Below are 24,644 nucleotides of genomic sequence, written 5' to 3'. Positions count from 1 at the left end.
GTGCTTATCGTTCAGCCTCCCGTAAAAGAAGCCCACGCGCCCCATGGTTGACCATTCAATGCAATCCTCTGTTTCCCGCAACTCCCGTCGCTGGTTATTCGGCCTGTTCGTCGTCTTGGCCGTCGCGCTGCTGGCCTGGAAGTTCTGGCCCGCCGGCACCGATCAGAAAGCCGGAGCCGAGCAGAAAGCAACCGCTGGTCAAACGGGACGAGCGGGCGGTATGCGGCCCGGATTTGGTGGGGCGACCGGACCGATTCCGGTACGGGTGGCGCCAGCGGCCACGGGGGATTTTCCGCTGTACTACAAGGCGCTGGGCACGGTGACGGCGCTCAACACCATCAATGTGCGCAGCCGGGTGGGCGGGGAATTGGTCAAGATCGCCTTTGAAGAAGGGCAAATGGTCAAGGCCGGGGATCTACTGGCTGAAATCGACCCCCGTCCGTACCAGAACGCCTTGCTCCAGGCCGAAGGCACGCTGCTGCAGAACCAGGCTCAATTGAAGAACGCCCAGGTCGACCTGGAGCGCTATCGCGGCCTGTACGCCGAAGACAGCATCGCCAAGCAGACTCTCGACACCGCCGCTGCGTTGGTGGGTCAGTACCAAGGCACGGTCAAGACCAACCAGGCGGCGGTCAACGACGCCAAGCTCAACCTGGAATTCACCAAGATCCGCGCGCCGATCACCGGTCGCGTAGGCTTGCGTCAGTTGGACGTCGGCAACCTGGTGGCGGCCAACGACACCACGGCGCTGGCGGTCATCACCCAGACCCAGCCGATCAGCGTGGTGTTCACCCTCCCGGAAAATAACCTCGAAACCGTGCTCGCCCGCTACCGCAGCGGGGCGAAGTTGCCGGTCGAGGCGTGGGACCGGGGCGACGTCAAGCTCCAGGCCAGCGGGGTGCTGCAAAGCCTGGACAACCAGATCGATGTGACCACCGGCACCTTGAAGTTCAAGGCCCGCTACGAAAACCGCGATCAATCGTTGTTTCCCAACCAGTTCGTCAACGTGCGCTTGCTGGCCGACACGCTCAAAGGCGTGGTCCTGGCGCCGACCGCTGCCATTCAGTTCGGCACCAATGGCACCTTCGTCTATGCCCTGGACGGCGACAAGAAGGTCACCATCAGGAAGCTCAAGGTCGGCGCCAGCGATGGCGAGCACACGGTCGTTACCGAAGGACTGGCAGCCGGCGACCGGGTGGTGCTCGAAGGCACCGACCGCTTGAAGGAAGGCAGCGAAGTGGAGGTGGTCAACGACAGCCAGGACGTGCCGACCACGCCGACCGAGCACCTGCAAGGCAAGAGCGCCGCGGCCCCGACTGAACCGGCCGTGGCCGATAAGGCGAAAAAGGGCGGCGCATGAATTTCTCGCGGCTGTTCATTCTCCGTCCGGTCGCCACGACCCTGAGTATGCTGGCCATTGTCCTGGCCGGCCTGATCGCCTATCGGCTGCTGCCGGTGTCGGCGTTGCCCCAGGTCGATTACCCGACCATCCGCGTGATGACCCTGTACCCGGGCGCCAGCCCCGATGTCATGACCAGCGCCGTGACCGCGCCCCTGGAACGGCAGTTCGGGCAGATGCCGGGGCTGACGCAAATGGCGTCCACCAGTTCCGGCGGCGCCTCGGTGATTACCCTGCGCTTCAGCCTCGACGTCAACATGGACGTCGCCGAACAGCAGGTGCAGGCCGCGATCAACGCCGCCACCAACCTGTTGCCCAACGACCTGCCGGCGCCGCCGGTGTACAACAAGGTCAACCCGGCGGACACCCCGGTGCTGACCCTGGCAATCACCTCCAAGACCATGCTGTTGCCCAAGCTCAATGACTTGGTGGATACGCGCATGGCGCAGAAGATCGCCCAGATAAGTGGCGTCGGCATGGTCACCATTGCCGGTGGCCAGCGCCAGGCCGTGCGCATCAAAGTCAATCCCGAAGCCCTGGCGGCCGCCGGCCTGAACCTGGCGGACGTGCGCACCCTGATCGGCGCTTCCAACGTCAACCAACCCAAGGGCAATTTCGATGGCCCGACCCGGGTCTCGATGCTCGACGCCAACGACCAGTTGACGTCGCCCAAGGACTACGCCGAACTGATCCTGGCCTACGCCAACGGCGCACCGTTGCGGCTCAAGGACGTGGCGCAGATCGTCGATGGCGCGGAAAACGAACGCCTTGCGGCTTGGGCCAACGAAAACCAGGCCGTGCTGCTGAACATCCAGCGCCAGCCCGGGGCCAACGTCATCGAAGTGGTCGACCGGATCAAGGCCCTGTTGCCGAGCATCACCGACAACTTGCCGGCCGGCCTCGACGTGACCGTGCTCACCGACCGCACCCAGACCATCCGTGCCTCGGTCACCGACGTGCAACACGAGCTGCTGATCGCGATCGCCCTGGTGGTGATGGTGACGTTCCTGTTCCTGCGACGAGTCAGCGCCACCATCATTCCTTCCGTGGCCGTGCCGCTGTCGCTGATCGGTACGTTCGGCGTGATGTACCTGGCCGGTTTCTCCATCAACAACCTGACGCTGATGGCGCTGACCATCGCCACCGGTTTCGTGGTGGACGACGCTATCGTCATGCTGGAGAACATCGCCCGTTACATCGAGGAGGGCGACAGCCCGATGCAGGCGGCGCTCAAGGGTGCGAAGCAGATCGGCTTCACGTTGATTTCCCTGACGCTGTCGCTGATCGCGGTGTTGATACCGCTGCTGTTCATGGCGGACGTGGTCGGGCGCTTGTTCCGTGAGTTCGCCATCACCCTGGCGGTGGCCATCCTGATCTCGCTGGTGGTATCGCTGACCCTGACGCCGATGATGTGCGCCCGATTGCTCAAGCGCGAGCCCAAGGAAGAAGAGCAGGGCCGCTTCTACCGCGCCAGCGGTGCCTGGATCGACTGGCTGATCGCAGCCTACGGGCGCAAATTGCAATGGGTGCTCAAGCACCAGCCGCTGACCCTTTTGGTGGCGGTGGGCAGCCTGGTGCTGACGGTGGTGTTGTACCTGGCCGTGCCCAAGGGCTTTTTCCCGGTGCAGGACACCGGCGTGATCCAGGGCATTTCCGAAGCGCCACAATCAATATCCTTTGCCGCCATGAGCGAGCGCCAGCAGCAATTGGCCAAGGTCATCCTCACCGACCCGGCGGTGGAAAGCCTGTCGTCGTACATCGGCGTGGATGGCGACAATGCCACGCTCAACAGCGGGCGCCTGTTGATCAACCTCAAGCCCCACAGCGAACGGGACGACAGCGCTACCGAGATCATTGCCCGCTTGCAGCCGCAGCTGGACCGTTTGGTGGGCATCCGCCTGTTCATGCAACCGGTGCAGGACCTGACCATCGAGGACCGGGTCAGCCGCACCCAGTATCAATTCAGCCTGTCGTCACCGGACGCCGAGTTGCTCAGCCTGTGGAGCGGCCGTCTGGTCGAGGCCTTGGCCCAGCAGCCGGAACTGACCGATGTCGCGAGCGACTTGCAGGACAAGGGCTTGCAGGTTTACCTGGTGATCGACCGCGACGCCGCTTCGCGCCTGGGCGTGTCGGTGTCGAACATCACCGATGCGCTGTACGACGCTTTCGGCCAGCGGCAGATCTCCACCATCTACACCCAGGCCAGCCAGTACCGGGTGGTGCTGCAAGCCCAGGCCGGCGAGAGAATCGGTCCGCAGGCGCTGGACCAGATACACGTCAAGACCACCGATGGCGGGCAAGTGCGGTTGTCGAGCCTGGCCCGGGTGGAAGAGCGCCAGGCGCAACTGGCGATTGCCCACATCGGCCAGTTCCCGGCGGTGATGATGTCCTTCAACCTGGCGCCGGGCGTTGCCCTCGGGCACGCCGTCGATGTGATCGAAAAGGTCCAGCAGGACATCGGCATGCCGGTAGGCGTGCAGACCCAGTTCCAAGGCGCGGCCGAGGCATTCCAGGCGTCGCTGTCGAGCACGTTGCTGCTGATCCTGGCAGCAGTGGTAACCATGTACATCGTGCTGGGGGTTTTGTACGAGAGCTATATCCATCCGATCACGATTCTCTCCACGTTGCCGTCGGCGGCCATCGGCGCCTTGCTGGCGTTGATCCTCAGCGGCAATGACCTGGGCATGATCGCGATCATCGGCATCATCTTGTTGATCGGCATCGTCAAGAAAAACGCGATCATGATGATCGACTTTGCCCTGGACGCCGAACGCAACCAGGGCCTGGACCCGGAGACGGCCATCTATCAGGCCGCGTTGTTGCGCTTTCGGCCGATCCTGATGACCACCCTGGCGGCACTGTTCGGCGCGGTACCGCTGATGCTCGCCACCGGCTCCGGCGCCGAACTGCGCCAGCCGTTGGGGTTGGTGATGGTGGGCGGCCTGCTGGTCAGCCAGGTGCTGACGCTGTTCACCACGCCGGTGATCTACCTGTACTTCGATCGTCTGGGCCGGCGCTTTGCCCGGCCTGAGGGGAAGGAGGTGCAGGTATGACGGTGGCGAGCGTAGCTTCAAGCGGCAAGCTACAAGCTGCAAGGGAAGAGCAGGTACAGCGCGCGCCTTTAGCTTGCAGCTTGCGGCTTGTAACTCGGAGCTGTCGCCGATGAACCTCTCCGGCCCCTTCATCCGTCGCCCGGTAGCAACCATGCTCCTGAGCTTCGCGATCATGCTGCTCGGCGGCGTGTGCTTTGGCCTGCTGCCAGTTTCGCCGTTGCCGCAGATGGACTTTCCGGTGATCGTGGTCCAAGCCAATCTGCCCGGAGCCAGCCCCGAGGTGATGGCCTCCACGGTGGCGACGCCGCTGGAACGCTCCTTCGGCGCCATCGCCGGCGTCAATACCATGAGCAGCCGCTCCAGCCAGGGCTCCACGCGGGTGATCCTGCAATTTGACCTGGACCGCGACATCAACGGCGCCGCACGCGAGGTGCAGGCCGCCATCAACGCCTCGCGCAACTTGCTGCCCAGCGGTATGCGTAGCATGCCGACCTACAAGAAGGTCAACCCGTCCCAGGCGCCGATCATGGTGTTGTCGCTGACCTCGGATGTGTTGGAGAAAGGCCAGCTCTACGACCTGGCTTCGACGATCCTGTCCCAGAGCTTGTCCCAGGTCTCAGGCGTTGGTGAAGTGCAGATCGGCGGCAGTTCCCTGCCAGCGGTGCGTATCGAACTGGAGCCGCAGTTGCTCAACCAGTACGGCGTGGCACTGGACGACGTACGCACGGCCATCGCCGACAGCAATGTGCGCCGGCCCAAGGGTTCGGTCGAGGACGACAAGCGGATGTGGCAAGTCCAGGCCAATGACCAACTGGAAAAGGCCAAAGACTACGAAACACTGATCATCCGCTACCAGGACGGCTCGGTGCTGCGGCTCAAGGACGTCGCCAAGGTCAGCGACAGCGTCGAGGATCGCTATAACAGCGGTTTCTTCAACAACGACGCCGCCGTGCTGCTGGTGATCAATCGCCAGGCCGGCGCCAACATCATCGAGACCGTCAACGAGATCAAGAACCAGCTGCCAGCATTGCAAGCGGTGCTGCCGGCCAGTGTCAAGTTGAACCTGGCCATGGACCGCTCGCCGGTCATCAAGGCCACCCTGCACGAAGCGGAAATGACCCTGCTGATCGCCGTGGCCCTGGTGGTGCTGGTGGTGTTCCTGTTCCTCGGCAACTTCCGCGCCTCGCTGATCCCGACGCTGGCGGTGCCGGTGTCGCTGGTGGGCACGTTCGCGGTGATGTACCTGTACGGTTTCTCCCTGAACAACCTGTCGCTGATGGCGCTGATCCTCGCCACTGGGCTGGTGGTGGACGACGCCATCGTGGTGCTGGAGAACATTTCCCGGCACATCGACAAAGGTGTACCGCCGATGAAGGCCGCCTATCTCGGCGCCGAAGAGGTGGGTTTCACCCTGTTGTCGATGAACGCTTCGCTGGTGGCGGTGTTCCTTTCGATCCTGTTCATGGGCGGGATCGTCGAGAGCCTGTTTCGCGAGTTCTCCATCACCCTGGCGGCCGCCATTGTCGTCTCGCTGGTGGTGTCCCTGACACTTACGCCGATGCTCTGCGCCCGCTGGCTCAAGCCTCACGTGCCCGGACAGGAAAACCGCTTGCAGCGCTGGAGCCAGGGCCTCAACGAACGGATGGTCCGTGGCTACGCACGGACGTTGGACTGGGTGCTGCGCCATCGGCGCCTGACCTTGCTCAGCCTGTTGCTGACCATCGGCGTGAACATCGCGTTGTACGTGGTAGTGCCGAAAACGTTCATGCCGCAGCAGGACACGGGCCAGTTGATTGGCTTCGTGCGCGGCGACGACGGGCTGTCGTTCAACGTGATGCAGCCGAAGATGGAGATCTTCCGACGCGCCGTGCTCAAGGACGAAGCGGTGCAGAGCGTGGCGGGCTTTATCGGTGGCAACAACGGCACCAATAATGCCTTCATGCTGGTGCGCCTCAAGCCGATCAAGGAGCGGGGCATTTCCGCGCAGAAAGTTATCGAACGGCTGCGCAAGGAAATGCCCAAGGTACCCGGCGGTCAGTTGATGCTGATGGCCGACCAGGACTTGCAGTTCGGTGGCGGTCGCGAGCAGACCACCTCGCAATATTCCTACATCCTGCAGAGCGCCGACCTGGCGTCGCTGCGCGCGTGGTACCCCAAGGTCGTCGCCGCTTTTCGTGCCTTGCCGGAACTGACCGCCATCGATGCCCGTGACGGTGGCGGGGCGCAGCAGGTGACGCTGGTGGTGGACCGCGACCAGGCCAAGCGCCTGGGTATCGACATGGACATGGTCACGTCGGTGCTGAACAACGCCTACAGCCAGCGGCAGATTTCCACCATCTACGACAGCCTCAATCAGTATCAGGTGGTGATGGAGGTCAACCCCAAGTACGCCCAGGATCCCAAGACACTCGAGCAGGTCCAGGTCATCACTGCCGACGGGGCGCGGGTCCCGCTGTCGACGATTGCTTATTATGAAAACAGCCTGGAAGACGACCGGGTCAGCCATGAAGGGCAGTTTGCTTCCGAGGGCATTTCCTTCGATATGACAGAAGGCGTCACGGTGGAGCAGGGCACGGCCGCCATTGAGCGGGCCATTGCCAAGCTTGGGATGCCGGAGGATGTCATCGCGAAGATGGCCGGCACTGCCGACGCCTTTGCCGCCACCCAGAAAAGCCAGCCGTTCATGATCCTCGGGGCGTTGCTGGCGGTGTACCTGGTTCTGGGCGTGTTGTATGAAAGCTACATTCATCCGCTGACCATCCTGTCCACCTTGCCCTCGGCGGGGGTGGGCGCGCTGCTGTCGATCTACGCGCTGGGCAGTGAATTCAGCCTGATCTCGTTGCTGGGCCTGTTTCTGTTGATTGGCGTGGTGAAGAAGAACGCGATCCTGATGATCGATCTTGCGCTGCAGCTGGAGCGCGCCGGCCAGACGCCGCTGGAGTCGATCCGCAGTGCGTGCCTGTTGCGGCTGCGGCCGATCCTGATGACCACGCTGGCGGCCATCCTTGGCGCCTTGCCGCTGCTGCTCGGCGGTGCCGAAGGGTCGGAAATGCGCCAGCCACTGGGCCTGACGATCATCGGCGGGCTGGTGTTCAGCCAGGTCCTGACGCTTTACACCACCCCGGTGGTTTACCTTTATCTCGATAACCTGCGCCATCGCTTCAACCGCTGGCGTGGGGTGCGCACTGATGCTGCCCTGGAAACTCCGTTATGACCGACCGTTCGTTTTCCAACTTCGCCGCACCGCTGGCGACTGCCCGTGGCTCGCGGGTACTGAGCCTGGCGCTGTGCGTGGCGATGCTGAGTGCTTGCGCGATCGGCCCGGATTACCAGCGTCCGGCTGCCGCCGCACCTGTGCAATACAAAGAGGCCCAGGGCTGGCGCCAGGCCAACCCCAGCGACGCCCTGGCCCGTGGTGCCTGGTGGGAGCTGTACGCGGATACCCGACTCAATGAACTGGTGGAAAAGCTCAACGCTTCCAACCAGACCGTGGCCCAGGCCGAAGCCCAGTACCGTCAGGCCCAGGCGCTGGCGCGCAGTGCCCGTGGGGCATTTTTCCCGACGGTGGACCTGACCGTTGGAAAGAACCGCTCCAGCCAGGGCACCGGCAGCAGCAGTTCGAGCCTGAGCAGTTCCTCCAGCGGCATCCGCGACACCTACAGCGCCCAGGCAGGCGTGAGCTGGGAAGCGGACGTCTGGGGCAAATTGCGCCGCACCTTGGAGGCCGACGAGGCCAGCGCCCAAGCCAGTTTTGCCGATCTGGCGGCGATGCGCCTGAGCCAGCAATCGGAACTGGTGCAAAACTATTTGCAGCTGCGCGTGATCGACGAGCAGAAGCGCTTGTTGCAGACCACCGTCGACAACTACCAGCGCTCGCTGAAAATGACCGAAAACCAGTACCGCGCCGGGGTGTCCGGCAAGGACGCGGTGGCCCAGGCGCAAAACCAGCTCAAGACCACCCAGGGCGACCTGATCGACCTGATCTGGCAGCGGGCCCAATTTGAAAATGCCATCGCCGTACTGATCGGCCTGCCTCCGGCCGAATTCAGCCTGGCCGAAACCCAAGACCTTCCGACACTGCCGCAGGTCCCGGTGGCGCTGCCTTCGCAGTTGCTCGAGCGCCGTCCGGACATCGCTTCGGCGGAGCGCTCGGTCATGGCCGCCAACGCCAATATCGGCGTGGCAAAGGCGGCCTATTATCCAGACCTGACCCTGAGCCTGAGCGGTGGCTACAGCAGCTCCACTTACGATAATTGGGTGAGTGTGCCGAACCGCTTCTGGTCGGTGGGACCGCAATTGGCGATGACGCTGTTCGACGGCGGCCAGCGCTCGGCCGAAGTCGACCGCAGTGTCGCGGCCTACGACCAGACCGTCGCGACCTATCGCCAGACCGTGCTCGACGGGTTCCGTGAAGTCGAGAACTATATGATCCAGCTCAAGGTGCTCGAAGACGAGGCCCGCGTACGCCAGGAAGCCCTGGACGCCGCCCGCGAGTCCCTGCGCCTGACCCAGAACCAATACCGGGCGGGGTTGATCGGCTACCTCGACGTCGTGACCGTGCAAGCCACCGCGCTGAGCAGCGAGCGTAGCGTGTTGAACCTGCAACAGAGCCGCTTGATCGCCAGCGTGCAGTTGATCGCCGCGTTGGGCGGGGGTTGGGATGGGCAGTTGCAGGCGAGCGAGAAGCCATAATCGCGCCGCTGATGAAATATGGGGCTGCTCCGCAGCCCAGCGGGAGCAAGCTCCCTCGCCACAGGCCAGCAGTCCCGCTTTTGGCCGATGCACTGCCTACGTCCTGTGGTGATGGCTTGCTATAGTTCAAGCCTCTTTTCTGCCGGTTAAGGATCACTGCCATGTCGCAATATCAAGCGTTCAACGTCGAACTTGCGGATAAAATCGCCCATGTGCAGATCAATCGCCCGGACAAGATCAACGCGATGAACGCTGCGTTCTGGACTGAGATCATCGATATCTTCCAGTGGGTCGACGATACCGACGAAGTGCGAGTGGTGGTCCTGAGCGGTGCCGGCAAGCACTTTTCGTCCGGCATCGACCTGATGATGCTGGCCGGAGTGGCGAATGAACTGGGCAAGGATGTCGGCCGCAACGCCCGTGTGCTGCGGCGCAAGATCCTGGAACTGCAAGCCTCGTTCAACGCCGTGGACAATTGCCGTAAACCGGTTCTCGCGGCGATCCAGGGTTATTGCCTGGGCGGTGCCATCGACCTGATTTCCGCCTGCGACATGCGCTACGCCGCCCAGGACGCGCAGTTCTCCATCAAGGAAATCGACATCGGCATGGCCGCCGATGTTGGCACATTGCAACGCTTGCCCCGGATCATCGGGGACGGCATGCTGCGTGAACTCGCTTATACGGGGCGCACCTTTGGTGCCGACGAAGCGCGCAGCATTGGCCTGGTCAATCGTGTCTACAGCGATGCCGCCAGCCTGCTCGACGGGGTGATGGGCATTGCCCGGGAAATTGCCGCCAAGTCGCCGATCGCTATCGCCGGCACCAAGGAAATGATCAGCTACATGCGCGATCATCGCATCGACGACGGGCTGGAATACGTCGCCACCTGGAACGCCGCCATGTTGCAATCCAACGACCTGCGCGTGGCCATGGCCGCCCATATGAGCAAACAGAAACCCGAATTTCTGGATTGATCGATCATGATTTCATGTTGGACCACCGCAGTACTCGACACCGACCTCCCCGGCGGCTGGGCCGTCGCTCGCAGCCCGGAAGGTTTTTTGTACGATGACAACGGCGCGTTGTTTCCCCGCGACTGGCTCAAGCGCCAGGACCTGTCGATCCTCGCCGAACATGGCATCGGTCATCTGGATGGCGAACCGGTCTACCTGCTGGAATTGCGCAGCTCTCTGGAGATTCCCGGCTGCAACTGGAAAGGCCTGCGGGCGTTCATGCTCGAGGACGACCACACGCTGTTCAAGGTACTGGGCTATGCGGCGCAGGTCGGCACCTGGGCCCGGGAGCATCGCTTCTGTGGCAGTTGCGGCCAGCGCATGAGCCAGGTTCCGGGGGAGCGGGCGATGTATTGTCAGGCGTGCGACCTGCGGCATTACCCGCGCATCTCACCCAGCATGATCGTATTGATCACCCGTGGCGATGAAGTCCTGCTGGCCCGTTCGCCCCGGTTCGTCAGCGGTGTCTACAGCACCTTGGCGGGGTTTGCCGAGCCGGGTGAGTCGGCGGAGGATTGCCTGGTCCGGGAGGTGCGCGAGGAAGTCAGCATCGAAGTGAAGAACATCCAGTACGTGGGCAGCCAGTGCTGGCCGTTCCCCCATTCGATGATGCTGGGTTTCCATGCCGAGTACGCCGGGGGCGACATCGTGCCCCAGGAAGATGAAATCGAGGACGCCCAGTGGTTCAACGTTCACGACCTGCCGCCGTTGCCGGCCTCGCGTTCCATCGCTCGCTACCTGATCGACCTCTATGTCGCCCGGCGTCTAGGCCACGCTGAACCAGTGCTGCCAGGCTAGACGCACGGTCAGGCCCAGCACCACGGTGATGAACACCGGGCGGATGAACTTCGCGCCGCCGCTGATGGCGGTGCGCGCGCCAAAGAAGGCGCCGACCATCACCGACAGGCCCATGCTCAGGCCGATGATCCAATCCACCTGGCCCGAGAAGATGAACACCGACAGCGCCGCGATGTTGCTGACGAAGTTCATGCTGCGAGCCACGCCGCTGGCCTTGACCAGGTCGATAGGGTAGAGCAGCAGGCTGCTGACGGTCCAGAACGCGCCGGTTCCCGGGCCGGCCACGCCGTCATAGAAACCCAGGGTGAAGCCTTGGGGCGCCTGCCAGGTCTTCTTGATCGGCGCGTCACTGTCCAGCGGCGCCTTGGGTGTGCCGCCGAACAGCAGGTACAAGCCGCAGGCAAAGACAATCACCGGCAGCATCTTGTTCAGCCATTCGGCGGGCAGGTAATGGGCGACGATGGCGCCGGCCAGTGCACCGACCAGCGTGCCGACAATCGCGTGAGTCCACTGCCGTGGATGAAACAACTTGCGCCTGTAGAAGGTAAAGCTGGCCGTGGCCGAGCCAAAGGTCGAACTCAGCTTATTGGTGCCCAGGACCAGGTGCGGCGGCAGGCCGGCGGTCAACAGGGCAGGTGTGGTGAGCAGGCCGCCACCGCCGGCAATGGCGTCGATGAAACCGGCAATGAACGCGACAACGGCCAGGATAGCGAGGGTGGAGAGGTCTACGCTGAGTTCAAAAGGCATGGAATGGGCTTATTGGGCAGGTCGCAGAAAGGCTGCGGGAAGGCCGTTATGTTACCCATAACGGCGCCGGCCCGCGACTGCCTCAAATCGCCCGTGGCGAGGAAGCTTGCTCCTTCCTCGTCACGGTGATGCGTTGTGTTTGCCAGCGTGGATCAACTCTGGCGTACGGGTGCATGATCGCCACGAATAACCTCACTCCGGCCGAAACACCGCTCGCAAGCAATTTTCGCGCTTGTCCTTGAACATTCCATAGCCCTCCACCGACTGCTCCAGCCCCATGGGATGGGTCAGCAGATAGGAGGGGTCCAGCTCACCTTTCTGGATGTGCTCGAACAACCGCCTCACGTAGCGCTGTCCCGGTTGCTGGCCCGAACGCAGGGTCAGGGATTTGTTGACGATCGCCCCCATGGGGAATTTGTCCAGCAAGCCGCCGTACACCCCGACCACCGACACCGTTCCGCCTTTGCGACAGGCGCGGATCGACTGGCGCAGGACGGTTCCGCGCTCAGTGTGCAGGCGCAGCATCTGCTTGGTCTTGTCGTAGAAATAATCGACCTCGGTGCCGTGAGCCTCCATGCCGACGCAATCGATGCAGCGATCCGGTCCGCGGCCGCCGGTCAGCTCCAGCAAGGCGGCGTGCACATCGGTGGTCTCGTAATTAAGGGCGATGGCGCCAGCCTTTTCTTCGGCCAGGCGTAAGCGATCGGGAAAGCGGTCGATGGCGATCACTCGTTCGGCGCCCAGCAAATAGGCGCTGGAGATTGCCATCAGCCCAACGCCGCCGCAGCCCCACACCGCCACTGTATCGCCGCGCTGGATGTCGGCATTGTCGGCGGCGAAATAGCCGGTGGGCACTGCGTCAGAGACGAACACCGCCTGTTCGTCGCTGACGCCATCGGGGATGGTGAACAGGTTCACGTCGGCGAAAGGCACGCGGATGTAAGTCGCGTGGCTGCCGGCGTAACCGCCAAAGGCATGGCTGTAGCCAATGATGCCGCAAGCCGGCTGGCCGTAGGCAATGTCCGTAGCGGTGGGGTTTGGATTGGAGTTGTCGCAGCAGGAAAAGTCCGAGCGCTGGCAGTGCTCGCATTCGCCGCAGCCGACAATCGACACCGTTACGACCCGGTCGCCCTTCTTGAATTGGGTGACAGCCGAGCCGGTTTCCACTACTTCGCCCATGAATTCATGGCCAATGATATCGCCGGCCTGCATGGTCGGTACGTAACCGCCAAGCAGGTGCAAATCCGAGCCGCAGACTGATGACAGGATGACTCGCACGATGGCATCGCGAGGGTTGAGGATGGACGGGTCGTCGACGGTCTCGACTTGTAATGAGTTGGGGCCTTGCCAAGTCAGTGCGCGCATCAGACGGTACCTCCGTTGAGTCCGGATTTGTCAGTGGGAGAATCATTGGCCGGTGCTTGAGTCGCTTTGCTGGCCGGGTGCACGAAGAGAAAATCCCTGGTTTGCTCGCGCATTTTGTTGGTACTCACTTCCCCAGTCTCCAGCTGTTGCTTGATGCTGCGCAGCACGTTCAGCAAGGCTTTGTCCGAAAACCGTGAAATGGCCGCGGCCAGGGCGTAGCCAGCCGCGCCGAGGGGCGTCTGGCAGGCGACGATGACTTTGATTTGCGTACCGCGGCCGGCCGGTGCATCGCTGAAGTGCATTTGGATGTCATGCTTGAATCGTTTATCCGGCCCGGCGACCCAGTGCAGTTTGCGGCCTTCCTTGGGCTCGCACTCTTCGAGGTCCCAGTGCAGCGTCTTTTCCATCGGCCCATGGGCGACCCAGCGATAGGTGCGCTCGCCGGTCTGCTCGATGGCATCGACCCAAGGCATCAACGACCCGAGATTGGCCGGGTTGCGGCAGAACGCAAAGACCTCTTCCCTGGGCTTGCCCACCGTGATGCTGCGGGAGATCACCTTGCTGCCGTCCCAGTCTCGATCCTGTTCGAAAGTTTGCTCGAACGGGCTGTGGGTCAATGCGCGCTTGACCCTGCATGTGCCGCTGTAGCCACGCCAGGCCGCGCATGCACCCAGCAGCACTTGTGGCCAGCCTTTCAGACCCCCTTGGCGCAAGCCGTTGGCGATCAGCAGTGAACCTGCAACCAGCGACACCAAACGCTCCGGCGTGCCGAGATTAGGGTGCGAAGGCGTGGGAACCGGGGCCCGGCTCGCCACCAGTTTTGGACGTTCGGTCATGATGATTCTCCTTATTAATACAGGGACGACATAAGGAATGAACCGAGGGCGTACGGGGTTGTTCCGTTGGCTTTGGCGGTTTCCGATGAGCCGGACGCGGGGCGGGTTTCGCCCCCTTGTCTTGCCGGGTCAAAAGAGCCGGAAGGCCGGCCAGCAGCTAAAATTTTTTTGAAATCAAGGGGTTGTCAGTCCAGGCAAATGAGTACATAATTGCGCCCATCGAACGCATTGGGGTGTTAAAAAACTTAATGTTTTCAAGGAGATAGCTCGCTAATGGCGGCTCTCGTCCTGATCAGTTTGTATGCGGTTGATGTGGTTGCATTGCATCAAGCGTCTTGAGGCCGAATAGCAAAATGGTTATGCAGTGGATTGCAAATCCACCTACGCCGGTTCGATTCCGACTTCGGCCTCCACTTTTAAAAAGCTCTGTAGATCCATGATCTACAGAGCTTTTTTTATTCACCAAGCAGTGAAAGGTTTTGTCTTTAAAAGGGCAAGGGCATCCTTGCTTCACCGGGGAGGGATGTATATATTTCCCCCTCTGTTGCACCAGGCTCGATCCTGGCAGATGCATACATCTGCCAGTTTCACACGGCTTGGCCGCGCTACCGCCCGAATGGCGAAACTGGTAGACGCATGGGACTTAAAATCCCCCGCTCGTAAGGGCGTGCCGGTTCGATTCCGGCTTCGGGCACCATACAAAACAAAGGGTTGCATGATATTCCTCATGCAACCCTTTTTGTTTGCTCCGCTGAAAGTCTCCAGCCACCGATCACAACCTGCGCCGAAACGCCTCCAGTATCTCCCGCGTACCCTTTTTCATCTGCAACTGGGCAATGGCATCCAGCGGATGCCAGAGGCAGTCGCAGATTTCGTTCTGTGGCCGGGCTGCCTTCGAGTCGTTGATTGAAGCTTCGAACACGTGATGCTCGGTGCCGCCTTCGTTGAGCCGCATCAAGTAGAGAAGGTTCTCGGCGCTCAGCCCGGTTTCCTCCGCCAGCTCTCTCAGGGCTGCGTCGGCATGGCTTTCGCCGCGCTCGACAGTGCCACCCGGCAGGGCCCAGCGGCTCTTGGGTTTGCGCACCAGCAGGATATGGCGGTCTTCTTCGCAGATGACGGTCGCTCGAATTTTCATAGCCTTGCCCACTCACCGACTGTCATTAAATTGCAATATAACTGCAATATTTGAGCCTTGCGCGCTCGGTGTGTTCAAAATTTATTTTGCTGATACCTGTGGGACCGCGAGCCCACGGCAAAGACTGCATCCATTTCGCCAGCGGTACGCTTGAGCGACCGGTCATCGCCAAAAATGAATCAGCTTGGAAAAAACGCATCAATGTTGGGTGGACGAACCGGTCCCGGTGAATGGGGGAACGAGCAGAATGACCACCGTTGAAGATTTCAAGATCAAATCCCACGAGCTTTTAGTTGAGCTCGATACCGCCACATCAGAAATGATGACGCTGATCTGTATCCATCAAATGTCCGGGAATGCCTGGGACGAGGCAGTCCGGCGTCAACATGAGGCCTATGAGCAATGGGTCGCCTATCTGAACGAACGCGAGTAGCTGCACGGCTGTCACGCCACCGGTTAAGCAGATTCTTTGAACGGACCCTCGGTGGCCATGCCTAATCCATAGACTGACAAGAGGATTAGGACATGTCTGAATTAGCCAGTTATTTCTGGATCGCCGTTGCGGTGCTGCTGTTGCTCGTGGATTTGTGGGCGATTGTCAGCGTCTTCCGGAGCGATAAATCGGCCGGTACCAAGGCAGGCTGGGCGCTGCTGTTGATCATCGTGCCTGTGCTGGGCTTGATTGTCTGGGGCGTGGCGGGGCCGCGAGGCATGAAGAACCCGCCTTCATCGCCCGAGCACAGCAAGGGCTGACGCAGCCTATGCGAGCCACCCGGTCAGCGGTTTTTCCACTGGCCGCCGGTGGTTTCGCAGTCCTTTTGCGCTTGCTGAAGCTGATGTGCGCCATAGTAGTACCGGATGACTTGCGCATTGTCCGGAAGGTTGGCCGACCCACCGCTGCGATCCTTGCTGGTTGAATGGGGATTGGCCAAGGCTTCCTGGGTAAGCCTGGCCTTGCAGGTCGCCACATAGCCTTCGGCGCAGCGCTCGACCGGTTTCTTTTCGGTGCTCAGGGTTCCCTTGCTTTCGTTGCTGCAGGACCAGCCGATGGCCTCGGCGGGCACGCCTTGATATTCATAACAACTGCGGGTTTCGACTTGCGCTACCGCTTGGCTCTGGGACCGGGTAGTGACGTCACATCCTTGGGCCATGACCGTGGAGGGGACTGCGCAGGCGATCAGCAGCAGGACTTTGGCATTCATGATGATTCTCCCTTTCGACGTTTCTTTGCAGCCATACCTATCAATATCGAGGCGCAAAGAACGGTCCTTGTTCCATCGGTTTTTCAACCGGTAGACCGTAGGGGGGAATCTGTCAGGCAACAGTCATCAACGCAGCCTGGCGTTAATGAAGCCTGGCGCTACCGAAATTTGGGTAGCGGTGGCTCCGAGGGCTTCAACGATGACAATGCGCTCTGGATCGAAGGGGCGTCTTTCTCGATGTCGTTGAGGCGATCGCGGATACGGACCGCGGCGGGGTGGCCACCCTGGTGGTCGACCCAGTCGGCGATTTCTTTGCAGGCTGCGGTCAGCCGAGCCTGGCGCGATTCCAGCAAAGTGAGCAGGGTGGTGATGGACTCTTTTTCGGACATGTCACACCTCCATTCAAGGTTGAGGATCAGGCAGCACAAAACCCATCGGTAGTGACGGGTAATGCTGCAATAAAGCGTAGTTGAGTTATTACTGGTCTGTGGGACATCCGGCACGCGACTGGACAGTCGGCGCGCCAGAGTCTGTCATATCCGTTTCAGCCGGACTCCTTTATCCACGAGGGCGCGACGGAGACTCGCCAGCGCACATCGGTAATACCGTATTTTTCCGCCATGGGTTTTGATACCCGCTTGACCTTTTCCCTGCCGAATTTGGGTATGCGCCCAACACCCGCGTCGCAACTGGCCCAATGCCAAGCTTCGGAGTTATTCATCAAGTCTGCGCGAATGATGAAAGACTTGGGCTCGCCATGGAGCATGTAGTCGATGATGTAAAGCGATGGACCGCCCATAAATCCTCCCTAATTGATCCTATACGGATGGATACGGAGGCGTTCGGAAAATTCCATCGGATTTCCAGACGGTCGAAAAAGCCCCGCGCAGGCCTTTGGCCAGCTTGCGCCGCATGGCCTGGAACGACAGTGCTCACGGTGCGGAACCAAACCCGGTTAACCTTCTCCAAGGTGAGCTTCAAAACAAGGTGCCAGGGATCGAAGGCAATGCATTGCGGCACTGAATAAAGGCAAAACATGAAGAATATCGTCGGGGCGCTGGTCATGATGTTCATTGCCAGTGGTTTGTCGGGATGCATTGGATCACCGGTCGAACTGACTCCGAACACCGAGCAACGCTTGCGCGCTCAACCTCCGATCCGTTTCCTGTTGACCTTTGACGACGGTCCCAGCGCATCGTCGTTCTGGAATCCTAGCCTGGATGTGTTGGAGGCCCTTGCACATAACCCGGTGCAGCCAGGGATCAAGGCTGTATTTTTTGTCCAGACGCGTGCGCCGCGAGCCGGAGGCAGCGACATCGGCCGTTCGGTCATGCATCGTGAGCAGAGGGAAGGGCACCTGCTGGGCTTACATACGGCAACCCATTGGCACACCAATCATCGATTCCTGAATCCTGACGAACTGGAGCAGTCGCTCGTCAACGGCGCAAACGATATTGCCGCAGTGACCGGCGCGCCGCCCAGCCTGGTGAGGCCACCGTTCTGGAGCTATGACAGGCGCACCTTCGCGGCCTATCAGCGGCACGGCATGCACGTATTGCTGACGGACTTGAGTGCCAACGATGGAAAAGTCTGGGGCATCACCCTGAGTCCGCGGCGACGGATGAGCCTGACACGCCAGCTCTCCGAAGTGCGTGAGCGTATCGCTGCCGGGCAACTACCGGCCGTGGACGGGGTGATACCGGTCGTGGTGACCTTCCATGACCTCAATCGCTATACCGCTCGCCACGCCCGCGAGTACCTGCAGATTCTGCTCGACAGCGCCCGCGAAACCGGCCTGAAGACGGCCGCCAAGCCTTTTTATGACGACAGCCAGGCCCTTGAGCGCGCTGCGATGGCGCGCACGGTCCAGAATACCTCCCAGCCCGTGCATCTACCCGGTTTGTGGGACTGGCTATGGGATTCGGACGCCCATTGATGGTTTTTCCTGGTTGGACACGGCGCGACATTCGGTAGGCGCCGGGCCGAAAACCGGGAGTAATGTAGACGCCGTAACCTGTTTTTCCAGGAGGTGAGAATCATGAGTACTGCGATGCTGACGAAAATGCACATCAATGGTTATGACGTACTCAGCGTAAACAGCGGCCCGTGGCGGGTTTGTACCCAGGCCGACCGGTTGGGCTCCTTCGCTTCGCGCGAGGAAGCGCTGGCCTATGCCGTCGCGTTGCCGGCCAGGAGGCGCCGTAGCGTCCAGCCAGGCAACACTCGGTAGGCGAAGCGCGGCGGGCAGTCAAACCCGCCGCGCTGCCTATCGGATCAGGAAACCGCCAGTTCCAGCGGAATTTCCAGGGTGAACACCGCGCCTTGCCCAGGCCCGTCACTGTGGACATGAAGGCGGCCGTTCATCTCGACCGCCGCTAAAGCGCAACTGTGCAAGCCGAATCCGTGGCCGTTCTTGCGGGTCGTGAACCCGTGATTGAAGATCCTGGCCAGGTGCTCAGGCGCGATGCCTTCGCCACGATCCTTGACGGTCAAACATAAGGTTGCCGGCTCGACGATACGAATGCCCAAGACCATTTCCCTAGGCGGTTCGATATGGGACATGGCGAACTTGGCATTGCTGATCAAATTGATCAGGATCAGCAGCAACCGGTGCTTGTCGCCCAGCATCACCGGTGTGTCCTGATAATCCTTGATGACGGTGACATGGTGCCTGCTCAGCGCGCCCGAATTCATGCGCAATGCATCTTCGAACAGCTCGGCGATATTCAGCGGCTCGATCAGCCTGGCGGCCCCGGCGTAGGTTTGCTGGGTCGTGACGATTTCCTTGATGTGATCAATGCTTCTGGTCAGTTGCGCCAGCTCTTCAATGAGCAGCGCCTGTTCGGCGGCAACGGAGTCGGCCAGTTCATTGAAGTAGCGGGGCAACAGCTTGCCTTTTTCGTCCTCGGTGATGAACTGGCCCAGATCCTGGGTATGTTCGTTCATCATCCTGACAGCTCGCCCCAATCCCTGCGTCTTGCTGTTCTTCAACTTGCGGGTCACCAGCTCCGCTGAAATATTCACGCTGTTGAGCACGTTGCCGACGTTGTGCAAGACGTTCGTCGCGATCTCGGCCATGCCCGCCATGCGCGCGGCATCCACCAACTCGCGCTCGGCCTCTTTCAGCTCCTGCGTACGCGCTTGCACGCGCTCTTCGAGGTTGTCGTTGGAAGCCTGCAGCTCATGGTTGATCTGATTGATCACCGAATAGCTGCGCACCAGCCGCACGGCGAGGTAAATCATCAACAGCGCCATCAGGCTGGCGCAGATGGCCAGGTACATATGGTACTGCCGGTCTGTCGCGGCCGTCCGGCGTTGCGTTTCGTTCAATAGCTCATTGATGCTGTCCAGTTCCTGGGCTACGGGTATGACGCTGATGCGATCCAGCAGGTCGTTGACCAACGGCTGCTCTTGAATGATGGTCTTGACGTGCTGTATCAGGGCGATAAAGGTCGGGCGAGAGGCGGCGGGCAACGAATCAATGTGTTGTTCGAGTTCATTTAACCGGTCTTGTACTTCCGCCGCTTTGTCCGACGTGACGTAGAGGGCGTATTCCAAAGTCGTCAACGCCAGGTCGAGGACATTGGAGGCGGCCGTCAAACGGGCAATGTCCCCGTCGGCTTTCATCTCCTGCAGCAAGGTTTGTATTTGATCCTCAACCGTCGGTAGTGCGTCCAACGACGTACGCAAGTTGGCATTGTGTTGCTCGAATTGCGCCACCAACAGGCTCTTGTTCTTGACCGCATCCACGTAGCCCTGGCGCCTTGACGCCCACAGCGTTGCCAGCGGACCGGAGTGGTTCAGTCGTTCCAATTGCTCCCATCGACTTTGCGCGTCGGGCGGCGGGGTGAGCGAAAGGTTGTTGTTGACGCCTATTTTTTTCCGAAGGATTTTTACGTTCCAGTTCGCGTCGGCTTGTTTAAGTTGACGAATGAAGTCGCGCGACTCGAAGTAAGTCGATGTGTCGTAGGTGTAGGACTTTATTAAAAAGAAAATCAACGCCGAGAAAACAATCAGCGCTACGGCCAACAAGGCGGGCCATTTGTATTTTCTGAAGAGAATGGTCACGCGTTTCTCCTGTTCACGATGGAGACCGAAGCACGTGCTCGATTCTGCAACGTGGAAATGATCAGGGCGAAAGGCTGCGCGGGGGTTTTGCCTGGGTACACGTTGAATTCCCTGCCAACGACGAACATTGGGTTCCTCATTGAACGAAGTGTAGCGTCAACGAGGCGGGGCGGCGCTTTGTTCGGCAGTTGTCGTGCGGGGGAGGCGCGGCCAGGACGGACCGCGCCGATGGACCTATTTGTTGAGATCGATGAAAGGCAGGGCGGTGTTGGGCAACATGGTGGTGGGCAACTCGCCGTTCCAGCGCTCGGCCTTGGTCAGTTCCACCAGGTTCTGGTTACTGGCCAGCGCCTGGGCGCGAGCCTTGATCGCTTCGGCCTCGGCCCTGCCGCGCAATTCAGTTGCGAGGGCATCTGCCTTGGCCTGGGCAACCTGCGAATCGGCTTCCGCCTGGGCCTGGGTCACGCGGATCTGCGCCTGGACCTGCTCGGTGGCGAGCTGTTGCTCACGGGTCTTGACCTGGACTTCCGCCGCCATGCGCGCTTCGATGGCTTTTTCGTAGGCATCGCTGAAATCGATGTTCTCGACCTGGACGCTGTCGATGATCACCGGTCCGGTAATCGTCGCCTTGATTGCCGCCGAAATATCGTTGACCAACTGAACGCGGTTCTGCACTGCCGCGACAGCGTTGAACTTGCCAAACACGTTCTCGACCTGGGTCGGCACCTGTCGGCTGATCATCCGGTCCCGAATGCCTTCGAGGTCCTTGAACTGGGTATAGACCTTGGCCACATCGGAAGGCGCGATGTGCCAGGACACCGACACCTTGAGCTCGGCGGATTGCTGGTCCTTGCTGTACGCCTGCAGGTCATTGTAGGCGGTGACCTGGCTTTGCGTGCTGATCAAGCGGACCGACTCGATAAACGGCATCTTGAACGACAAACCCGGCTCAACCACGCCGACCAGGGCTCCGTTGCGCAAGAGCACGCCGCGCTCGGTCTCATCAACGGTGTACCAACTGCCATAGAACACGCATAACAGGACCACGCCGAGAATTGCAGCGGCGATCGAACCGATGGTTTTGCTGTTCACTTTACTTTCCTTGAGTGGGGTTGGAGGTGGCATGCACTGTTTCCTTTGTGAAGACCGTCACTGTTTTTTCAAACGCCAGACACGAAAAAGCCCTGAAAATTCAGGGCTCTAACGTTAGAAGATGGCGGAGGCGATGGGATTCGAACTCATGGACCTGTTACAGTCGACGGTTTTCAAGACCGTTGCCTTAAACCACTCGGCCACACCTCCGTATTGCGTTGCGGGCGCCATAATACCCGAATGAAACACACTGTCAAACTCTCTACGTAGCTTGTTACAGAGCGTCTGTTATGATCCATGCCACTGAATGTTTCAAAACCGGAGGAGTGTCGCCATGCGCGAACAGGATTACGCAGTGAACAACAGCGTGCAGGCTGAGCAGCTAGAGGTTAGCCGCGTCCTGCGCAACACTTATGGCCTGCTGGCACTCACGCTCGCTTTCAGCGGTGTGATGGCCTTCGTCGCACAACAGATGCGTGTCGGTTACCCGAACATCTTCGTCGTGCTGATCGGTTTCTACGGCCTATTCTTCCTTACCAACAAGCTCCGCGACTCGGCCTGGGGCCTGGTTTCGGCGTTTGCCCTGACCGGTTTCATGGGCTTCTTGCTCGGCCCGATCCTCAACCGTTACCTGGGCATGCAAGGCGGCGCTGAAGTAGTCAGCTCGGCTTTCGCGATGACAGCCCTGGTATTCGGCGGCCTGTCGGCCTACGTGCTGATCTCCCGCAAGGACATGAGTTTCCTGAGCGGTTTCATCACCGCCGGTTTCTTCGTGTTGCTGGGCGCGGTGGTGGCTAGCTTCTTCTTCCAGATCAGCGGCCTCCAACTGGCAATCAGCGCCGGCTTCGTGCTGTTCTCGTCGGTCTGCATCCTGTACCAGACCAGCGCCATCATCCATGGCGGCGAGCGCAACTACATCATGGCGACCGTTAGCCTGTATGTGTCGATCTACAACCTGTTTGTCAGCTTGTTGCAGCTGTTTGGCCTGATGGGTCGCGATGACTGATATTGCTGGAGCGTCTGCTTCGGTGTGAGCTGTTGACGTGAGAAACGGCGCCTCTCCTGAAAGGGAGGGCGCCGTTTTTTTTGCGCCTTTTTCTCGGGTTTATTGCGGGATCGGCAAGAGAACCATCACAACCAGGGGTTTTGCGCCAAGTGCTGACTCTCAAAGCGGCGAATCTGTTGCGCGCGTTGAAGTGTGGCACCAATGGCATCCAACCCGAGCAGCAACGATTGCTTGCGCAGTCCGTCGATCTCGAACGCAACGACAGTACCGTCCGCTAGTTCAATGCACTGCCCAGGCAAATTGACGTTGATATGCGCCGTTCCGGCCTGGCTGATAACGTCCGCGACTTTCTTCCACCGAGTCTCGGGAAGCTCAATCAGCAGTACCCCGTTTCGCTGGCAATTGTCGTAGAAGATCCCCGCGAAGCTCGTACCGATCAGCGCCCGAATGCCCATCTGCTGCAACCCCCACACAGCGTGCTCCCGGCTCGAGCCGCAGCCAAAATTGTCGCCCACCACCAGGAACGTTGCCCCACGCCAGCCGGTTCTATTGAGGACGAACTCAGGATTGGGAACGCCAGGCTCCAGCCATCTCAGGTCGAAAAACAGGCCAGTGTCCAGCCCTTGGCGGTCGATGCCCTTGAGAAACTGCTTGGGCATGATCACGTCAGTGTCGATGTTGGCAGGCAGCAGTGGGGCGGCGATGCCAGCGACGGTGTCAAAAGGTTGCATGCTTCAAGCCTCCGCGAGCAGTGAACGAACGTCAGTCAGATGGCCGGTTATCGCCGCGGCAGCGACCATGGCCGGGCTCATCAGGTGGGTGCGCGCGCCTGCGCCCTGGCGTCCTTCAAAGTTGCGATTGGTGCTGGACGCGCAGCGATCCCCTGGTGCGAGTACGTCGTCGTTCATCGCCAGGCACATCGAGCAACCCGACTGGCGCCATTCGAAACCGGCGTCGCGGAAGATCCCGGCCAGTCCCTCTTCTTCGGCCTGGTCACGCACGGCCGTGGAGCCGGGCACGATCATTGCGCGCACATGGGCCGCCACGCGCTTGCCGCGTACGACACGTGCCGCATCGCGCAAATCTTCGATACGCGCATTGGTGCAGGAGCCGATGAACGCATGGCTGATGACGACCTCATTGAGCAGCATCCCTGGTGTCAAGCCCATGTAGTCCAGCGCCCTTTGCATGCCCTGGCGCAGGATGGGGTCGAGCTGCGTCGATGGGTCCGGCACGCGCGCGCCTACCGGCAACGCCTGGTCGGGGCTGGTGCCCCAAGTCACCATGGGTTCCAGCGCATTGACATCGAGTGTTACTTCCCGATCGAACAGCGCGCCTTCATCGCTGTGCAATGCTCGCCACTTGGCCACGGCCCGTTCCCACAATTCGCCCTGGGGAGCCCGGGGCTTGGCTTGCAGGTAGGCGAAGACTTTGTCATCCGGGGCCATGAAGGCGCCTCGGGCTCCGGCTTCAACGGCCATGTTGCAAATGGTCATCCTGGCTTCGACGCTCAGGGCAGTGATGGCCGGGCCCGCGAATTCGATGGCATATCCGGTGGCACCGGAGGCGCCGATCTGTTCAATCAGGGCCATGATGATGTCCTTGGCGGTGACTCCCGCCCCGAGCTCGCCATTCACTAGGACGCGCAGGGTTTTCAAGCGCTTGTAGACCAGTGTCTGCGTTGCCAGCAAGTGTTCTATTTCAGAGGTGCCGATGCCAAAACCGAACGCGCCCAATGCGCCATAGGTGGTGGTATGGCTATCGCCGGCGGCGACGACCATGCCCGGCAGGATAAAGCCTTGCTCGGGGGCCACGACGTGCTCGATGCCTTGGCGTTTGTCGAGTACATCGAACAGCTCAATGCCGAAGTCGCGACAGTTTTCGGCGAAGTACGACACCTGCCGGGCACCGCCGGCATCCGGCATGGTCGCGATGCGCTGGGGCGTCGTCGGGTTGACGTGGTCGACCACCGCAAGGGTTGCGCTCGGCCGCCAGACGCTGCGGCGGGTTTCGCGCAGGCCGCTGAAGGCTTGCGGGCTGGTGTACTCGTTCGCGACTTGGCGGTCGATGTAGAGCAGCACATGACCCTGGTCATCCAGCGGGCAGACGGTATGGCTGTCGATGTGTTTCTGATAGAGGGTTCTCGGGCTGTTCATACGAGCGCTTCTTGTCTTGGCGGGGCTTGCCTGCGAACAGCATATTCACCATCAAGGCGGCATCAAGAGCGCTAAAGTGAAG

General features: G+C 60.7%; 22 protein-coding genes and 3 tRNA genes. 13 read left to right on the top strand and 12 right to left on the bottom strand.

The features are described 5' to 3' along the window. Positions 1–43 precede the first annotated feature (43 nt). The 6 genes from J3P82_RS14340 (at position 44) to nudC (ending at position 10,955) form a co-directional block, all read left to right on the top strand. Positions 44–1,360 carry an MdtA/MuxA family multidrug efflux RND transporter periplasmic adaptor subunit gene (locus J3P82_RS14340; protein ID WP_434557426.1) on the top strand — a complete coding sequence of 439 codons (1,317 nt, stop codon included), beginning with the start codon at positions 44–46 and terminating at the stop codon, positions 1,358–1,360. Continuing rightward, positions 1,357–4,452, top strand: a complete 3,096-nt coding sequence (locus tag J3P82_RS14335; RefSeq protein ID WP_434557425.1) for an MdtB/MuxB family multidrug efflux RND transporter permease subunit — start codon at positions 1,357–1,359, stop codon at positions 4,450–4,452. Before J3P82_RS14340 ends, J3P82_RS14335 begins: the two co-directional genes overlap by 4 nt. Positions 4,453–4,561: 109 nt before the next feature. Continuing rightward, the gene (locus tag J3P82_RS14330) at positions 4,562–7,666 is read left to right on the top strand and encodes an efflux RND transporter permease subunit (protein WP_434557424.1); all 3,105 of its coding nucleotides are present in this window, start codon (positions 4,562–4,564) and stop codon (positions 7,664–7,666) included. Beyond that, positions 7,663–9,144 (top strand): efflux transporter outer membrane subunit, encoded by a 1,482-nt coding sequence (locus tag J3P82_RS14325; protein ID WP_434557423.1) that lies wholly within the window; start codon positions 7,663–7,665, stop codon positions 9,142–9,144. The genes J3P82_RS14330 and J3P82_RS14325 overlap by 4 nt, the downstream gene beginning before the upstream one ends. A 161-nt stretch (positions 9,145–9,305) precedes the next feature. Then, positions 9,306–10,118, top strand: coding sequence for a crotonase/enoyl-CoA hydratase family protein (locus J3P82_RS14320; RefSeq protein ID WP_434557422.1), 813 nt, complete (start codon positions 9,306–9,308; stop codon positions 10,116–10,118). A gap of 6 nt (positions 10,119–10,124) precedes the next feature. Beyond that, a complete protein-coding gene (gene nudC / locus J3P82_RS14315) occupies positions 10,125–10,955 on the top strand; it encodes an NAD(+) diphosphatase (protein WP_434557421.1) in 831 nt (276 codons plus the stop codon). Here the strand turns inward: nudC and J3P82_RS14310 are convergent. From J3P82_RS14310 to J3P82_RS14300, 3 genes are all read right to left on the bottom strand, one after another. Continuing rightward, positions 10,923–11,702, bottom strand: coding sequence for a TSUP family transporter (locus J3P82_RS14310; protein ID WP_434557420.1), 780 nt, complete (start codon positions 11,700–11,702; stop codon positions 10,923–10,925). The two genes, nudC and J3P82_RS14310, sit on opposite strands and share 33 nt — an antisense overlap. A gap of 192 nt (positions 11,703–11,894) precedes the next feature. Further along, a complete protein-coding gene (locus tag J3P82_RS14305; RefSeq protein ID WP_434557419.1) occupies positions 11,895–13,067 on the bottom strand; it encodes a zinc-dependent alcohol dehydrogenase in 1,173 nt (390 codons plus the stop codon). Beyond that, positions 13,067–13,903, bottom strand: a complete 837-nt coding sequence (locus J3P82_RS14300) for an SRPBCC family protein (protein WP_434557418.1) — start codon at positions 13,901–13,903, stop codon at positions 13,067–13,069. Before J3P82_RS14300 ends, J3P82_RS14305 begins: the two co-directional genes overlap by 1 nt. Positions 13,904–14,242: 339 nt before the next feature. Between J3P82_RS14300 and J3P82_RS14295 the strand changes: the two genes are divergently transcribed. Together J3P82_RS14295 and J3P82_RS14290 are read left to right on the top strand one after the other, a co-directional pair. Then, a tRNA-Cys gene (locus tag J3P82_RS14295) sits at positions 14,243–14,316 on the top strand. A 197-nt stretch (positions 14,317–14,513) separates the two neighbouring features. After that, positions 14,514–14,600 (top strand) — tRNA-Leu (locus J3P82_RS14290). Positions 14,601–14,675: 75 nt separating this feature from the next. Here J3P82_RS14290 and J3P82_RS14285 read toward each other — a convergent pair. Then, positions 14,676–15,038: an NUDIX hydrolase gene (locus tag J3P82_RS14285; protein WP_434557417.1), complete on the bottom strand. Its 363-nt coding sequence runs from the start codon at positions 15,036–15,038 to the stop codon at positions 14,676–14,678. 247 nt (positions 15,039–15,285) lie between these two features. Between J3P82_RS14285 and J3P82_RS14280 the strand changes: the two genes are divergently transcribed. Then, positions 15,286–15,471, top strand: coding sequence for a hypothetical protein (locus J3P82_RS14280; protein WP_434557416.1), 186 nt, complete (start codon positions 15,286–15,288; stop codon positions 15,469–15,471). Between the two features lie 92 nt (positions 15,472–15,563). After that, a complete protein-coding gene (locus tag J3P82_RS14275; protein WP_434557415.1) occupies positions 15,564–15,791 on the top strand; it encodes a PLD nuclease N-terminal domain-containing protein in 228 nt (75 codons plus the stop codon). 23 nt (positions 15,792–15,814) lie between these two features. On the opposite strand, the gene J3P82_RS14270 is transcribed toward J3P82_RS14275, so the two are convergent. The 3 genes from J3P82_RS14270 to J3P82_RS14260 form a co-directional block, all read right to left on the bottom strand. Then, complete coding sequence (locus J3P82_RS14270; protein WP_434557414.1) at positions 15,815–16,240, bottom strand: hypothetical protein; 426 nt, start codon at positions 16,238–16,240, stop codon at positions 15,815–15,817. A gap of 158 nt (positions 16,241–16,398) precedes the next feature. Further along, entirely contained in the window at positions 16,399–16,629 is a 231-nt protein-coding gene (locus J3P82_RS14265; RefSeq protein ID WP_186609990.1) for a hypothetical protein, read from the bottom strand. Between the two features lie 155 nt (positions 16,630–16,784). Continuing rightward, positions 16,785–17,039 (bottom strand): DUF6555 family protein, encoded by a 255-nt coding sequence (locus J3P82_RS14260; protein ID WP_434557413.1) that lies wholly within the window; start codon positions 17,037–17,039, stop codon positions 16,785–16,787. 237 nt (positions 17,040–17,276) lie between these two features. Between J3P82_RS14260 and J3P82_RS14255 the strand changes: the two genes are divergently transcribed. Together J3P82_RS14255 and J3P82_RS14250 are read left to right on the top strand one after the other, a co-directional pair. After that, positions 17,277–18,176, top strand: coding sequence for a polysaccharide deacetylase family protein (locus J3P82_RS14255; RefSeq protein ID WP_434557412.1), 900 nt, complete (start codon positions 17,277–17,279; stop codon positions 18,174–18,176). 102 nt (positions 18,177–18,278) lie between these two features. Beyond that, a complete protein-coding gene (locus J3P82_RS14250; RefSeq protein WP_434557411.1) occupies positions 18,279–18,470 on the top strand; it encodes a DUF2188 domain-containing protein in 192 nt (63 codons plus the stop codon). Positions 18,471–18,514: 44 nt separating this feature from the next. On the opposite strand, the gene J3P82_RS14245 is transcribed toward J3P82_RS14250, so the two are convergent. The 3 genes from J3P82_RS14245 to J3P82_RS14235 all read right to left on the bottom strand — a co-directional run bounded on the left by J3P82_RS14245 (position 18,515) and on the right by J3P82_RS14235 (position 21,610). Next, entirely contained in the window at positions 18,515–20,308 is a 1,794-nt protein-coding gene (locus tag J3P82_RS14245) for a DAHL domain-containing protein (protein ID WP_434557410.1), read from the bottom strand. A 234-nt stretch (positions 20,309–20,542) separates the two neighbouring features. Then, a complete protein-coding gene (locus J3P82_RS14240) occupies positions 20,543–21,400 on the bottom strand; it encodes an SPFH domain-containing protein (RefSeq protein WP_434557409.1) in 858 nt (285 codons plus the stop codon). A gap of 122 nt (positions 21,401–21,522) precedes the next feature. Next, a tRNA-Ser gene (locus J3P82_RS14235) sits at positions 21,523–21,610 on the bottom strand. A 124-nt stretch (positions 21,611–21,734) separates the two neighbouring features. Here J3P82_RS14235 and J3P82_RS14230 point away from each other — a divergent pair. Beyond that, on the top strand, positions 21,735–22,406 hold the full coding sequence (locus J3P82_RS14230; RefSeq protein WP_186609995.1) for a Bax inhibitor-1/YccA family protein: 672 nt from the start codon (positions 21,735–21,737) through the stop codon (positions 22,404–22,406). A 125-nt stretch (positions 22,407–22,531) separates the two neighbouring features. On the opposite strand, the gene leuD is transcribed toward J3P82_RS14230, so the two are convergent. Continuing rightward, positions 22,532–23,137, bottom strand: a complete 606-nt coding sequence (gene leuD, locus J3P82_RS14225; RefSeq protein WP_434557408.1) for a 3-isopropylmalate dehydratase small subunit — start codon at positions 23,135–23,137, stop codon at positions 22,532–22,534. Positions 23,138–23,140: 3 nt separating this feature from the next. Continuing rightward, positions 23,141–24,562 carry a 3-isopropylmalate dehydratase large subunit gene (gene leuC, locus J3P82_RS14220; RefSeq protein WP_434557407.1) on the bottom strand — a complete coding sequence of 474 codons (1,422 nt, stop codon included), beginning with the start codon at positions 24,560–24,562 and terminating at the stop codon, positions 23,141–23,143. Between the last annotated feature and the right edge of the window lie 82 nt (positions 24,563–24,644).

Source organism: Pseudomonas sp. Z4-20, assembly GCF_051131955.1.
Taxonomy (GTDB): Bacteria; Pseudomonadota; Gammaproteobacteria; order Pseudomonadales; family Pseudomonadaceae; genus Aquipseudomonas; species Aquipseudomonas marvdashtae.
Note: the sequence above shows the minus strand (reverse complement) of the source record. Positions and strands in the feature narration are given on the sequence as shown.

Excerpts from the sequence above, each read along its gene's own strand:
- J3P82_RS14255 (WP_434557412.1), top strand. The coding sequence starts at position 17,277 with ATGAAGAATATCGTCGGGGCGCTGGTCATGATGTTCATTGCCAGTGGT.
- J3P82_RS14310 (WP_434557420.1), bottom strand. The coding sequence starts at position 11,702 with ATGCCTTTTGAACTCAGCGTAGACCTCTCCACCCTCGCTATCCTGGCC.
- J3P82_RS14265 (WP_186609990.1), bottom strand. The coding sequence starts at position 16,629 with ATGTCCGAAAAAGAGTCCATCACCACCCTGCTCACTTTGCTGGAATCG.
- J3P82_RS14300 (WP_434557418.1), bottom strand. The coding sequence starts at position 13,903 with ATGACCGAACGTCCAAAACTGGTGGCGAGCCGGGCCCCGGTTCCCACG.
- J3P82_RS14320 (WP_434557422.1), top strand. The coding sequence starts at position 9,306 with ATGTCGCAATATCAAGCGTTCAACGTCGAACTTGCGGATAAAATCGCC.
- J3P82_RS14340 (WP_434557426.1), top strand. The coding sequence starts at position 44 with ATGGTTGACCATTCAATGCAATCCTCTGTTTCCCGCAACTCCCGTCGC.
- J3P82_RS14275 (WP_434557415.1), top strand. The coding sequence starts at position 15,564 with ATGTCTGAATTAGCCAGTTATTTCTGGATCGCCGTTGCGGTGCTGCTG.
- J3P82_RS14330 (WP_434557424.1), top strand. The coding sequence starts at position 4,562 with ATGAACCTCTCCGGCCCCTTCATCCGTCGCCCGGTAGCAACCATGCTC.
- J3P82_RS14325 (WP_434557423.1), top strand. The coding sequence starts at position 7,663 with ATGACCGACCGTTCGTTTTCCAACTTCGCCGCACCGCTGGCGACTGCC.
- J3P82_RS14305 (WP_434557419.1), bottom strand. The coding sequence starts at position 13,067 with ATGCGCGCACTGACTTGGCAAGGCCCCAACTCATTACAAGTCGAGACC.
- leuD (WP_434557408.1), bottom strand. The coding sequence starts at position 23,137 with ATGCAACCTTTTGACACCGTCGCTGGCATCGCCGCCCCACTGCTGCCT.
- J3P82_RS14260 (WP_434557413.1), bottom strand. The coding sequence starts at position 17,039 with ATGGGCGGTCCATCGCTTTACATCATCGACTACATGCTCCATGGCGAG.
- J3P82_RS14270 (WP_434557414.1), bottom strand. The coding sequence starts at position 16,240 with ATGAATGCCAAAGTCCTGCTGCTGATCGCCTGCGCAGTCCCCTCCACG.
- J3P82_RS14230 (WP_186609995.1), top strand. The coding sequence starts at position 21,735 with ATGCGCGAACAGGATTACGCAGTGAACAACAGCGTGCAGGCTGAGCAG.
- J3P82_RS14285 (WP_434557417.1), bottom strand. The coding sequence starts at position 15,038 with ATGAAAATTCGAGCGACCGTCATCTGCGAAGAAGACCGCCATATCCTG.
- nudC (WP_434557421.1), top strand. The coding sequence starts at position 10,125 with ATGATTTCATGTTGGACCACCGCAGTACTCGACACCGACCTCCCCGGC.
- J3P82_RS14335 (WP_434557425.1), top strand. The coding sequence starts at position 1,357 with ATGAATTTCTCGCGGCTGTTCATTCTCCGTCCGGTCGCCACGACCCTG.
- J3P82_RS14250 (WP_434557411.1), top strand. The coding sequence starts at position 18,279 with ATGAGTACTGCGATGCTGACGAAAATGCACATCAATGGTTATGACGTA.
- J3P82_RS14280 (WP_434557416.1), top strand. The coding sequence starts at position 15,286 with ATGACCACCGTTGAAGATTTCAAGATCAAATCCCACGAGCTTTTAGTT.
- leuC (WP_434557407.1), bottom strand. The coding sequence starts at position 24,562 with ATGAACAGCCCGAGAACCCTCTATCAGAAACACATCGACAGCCATACC.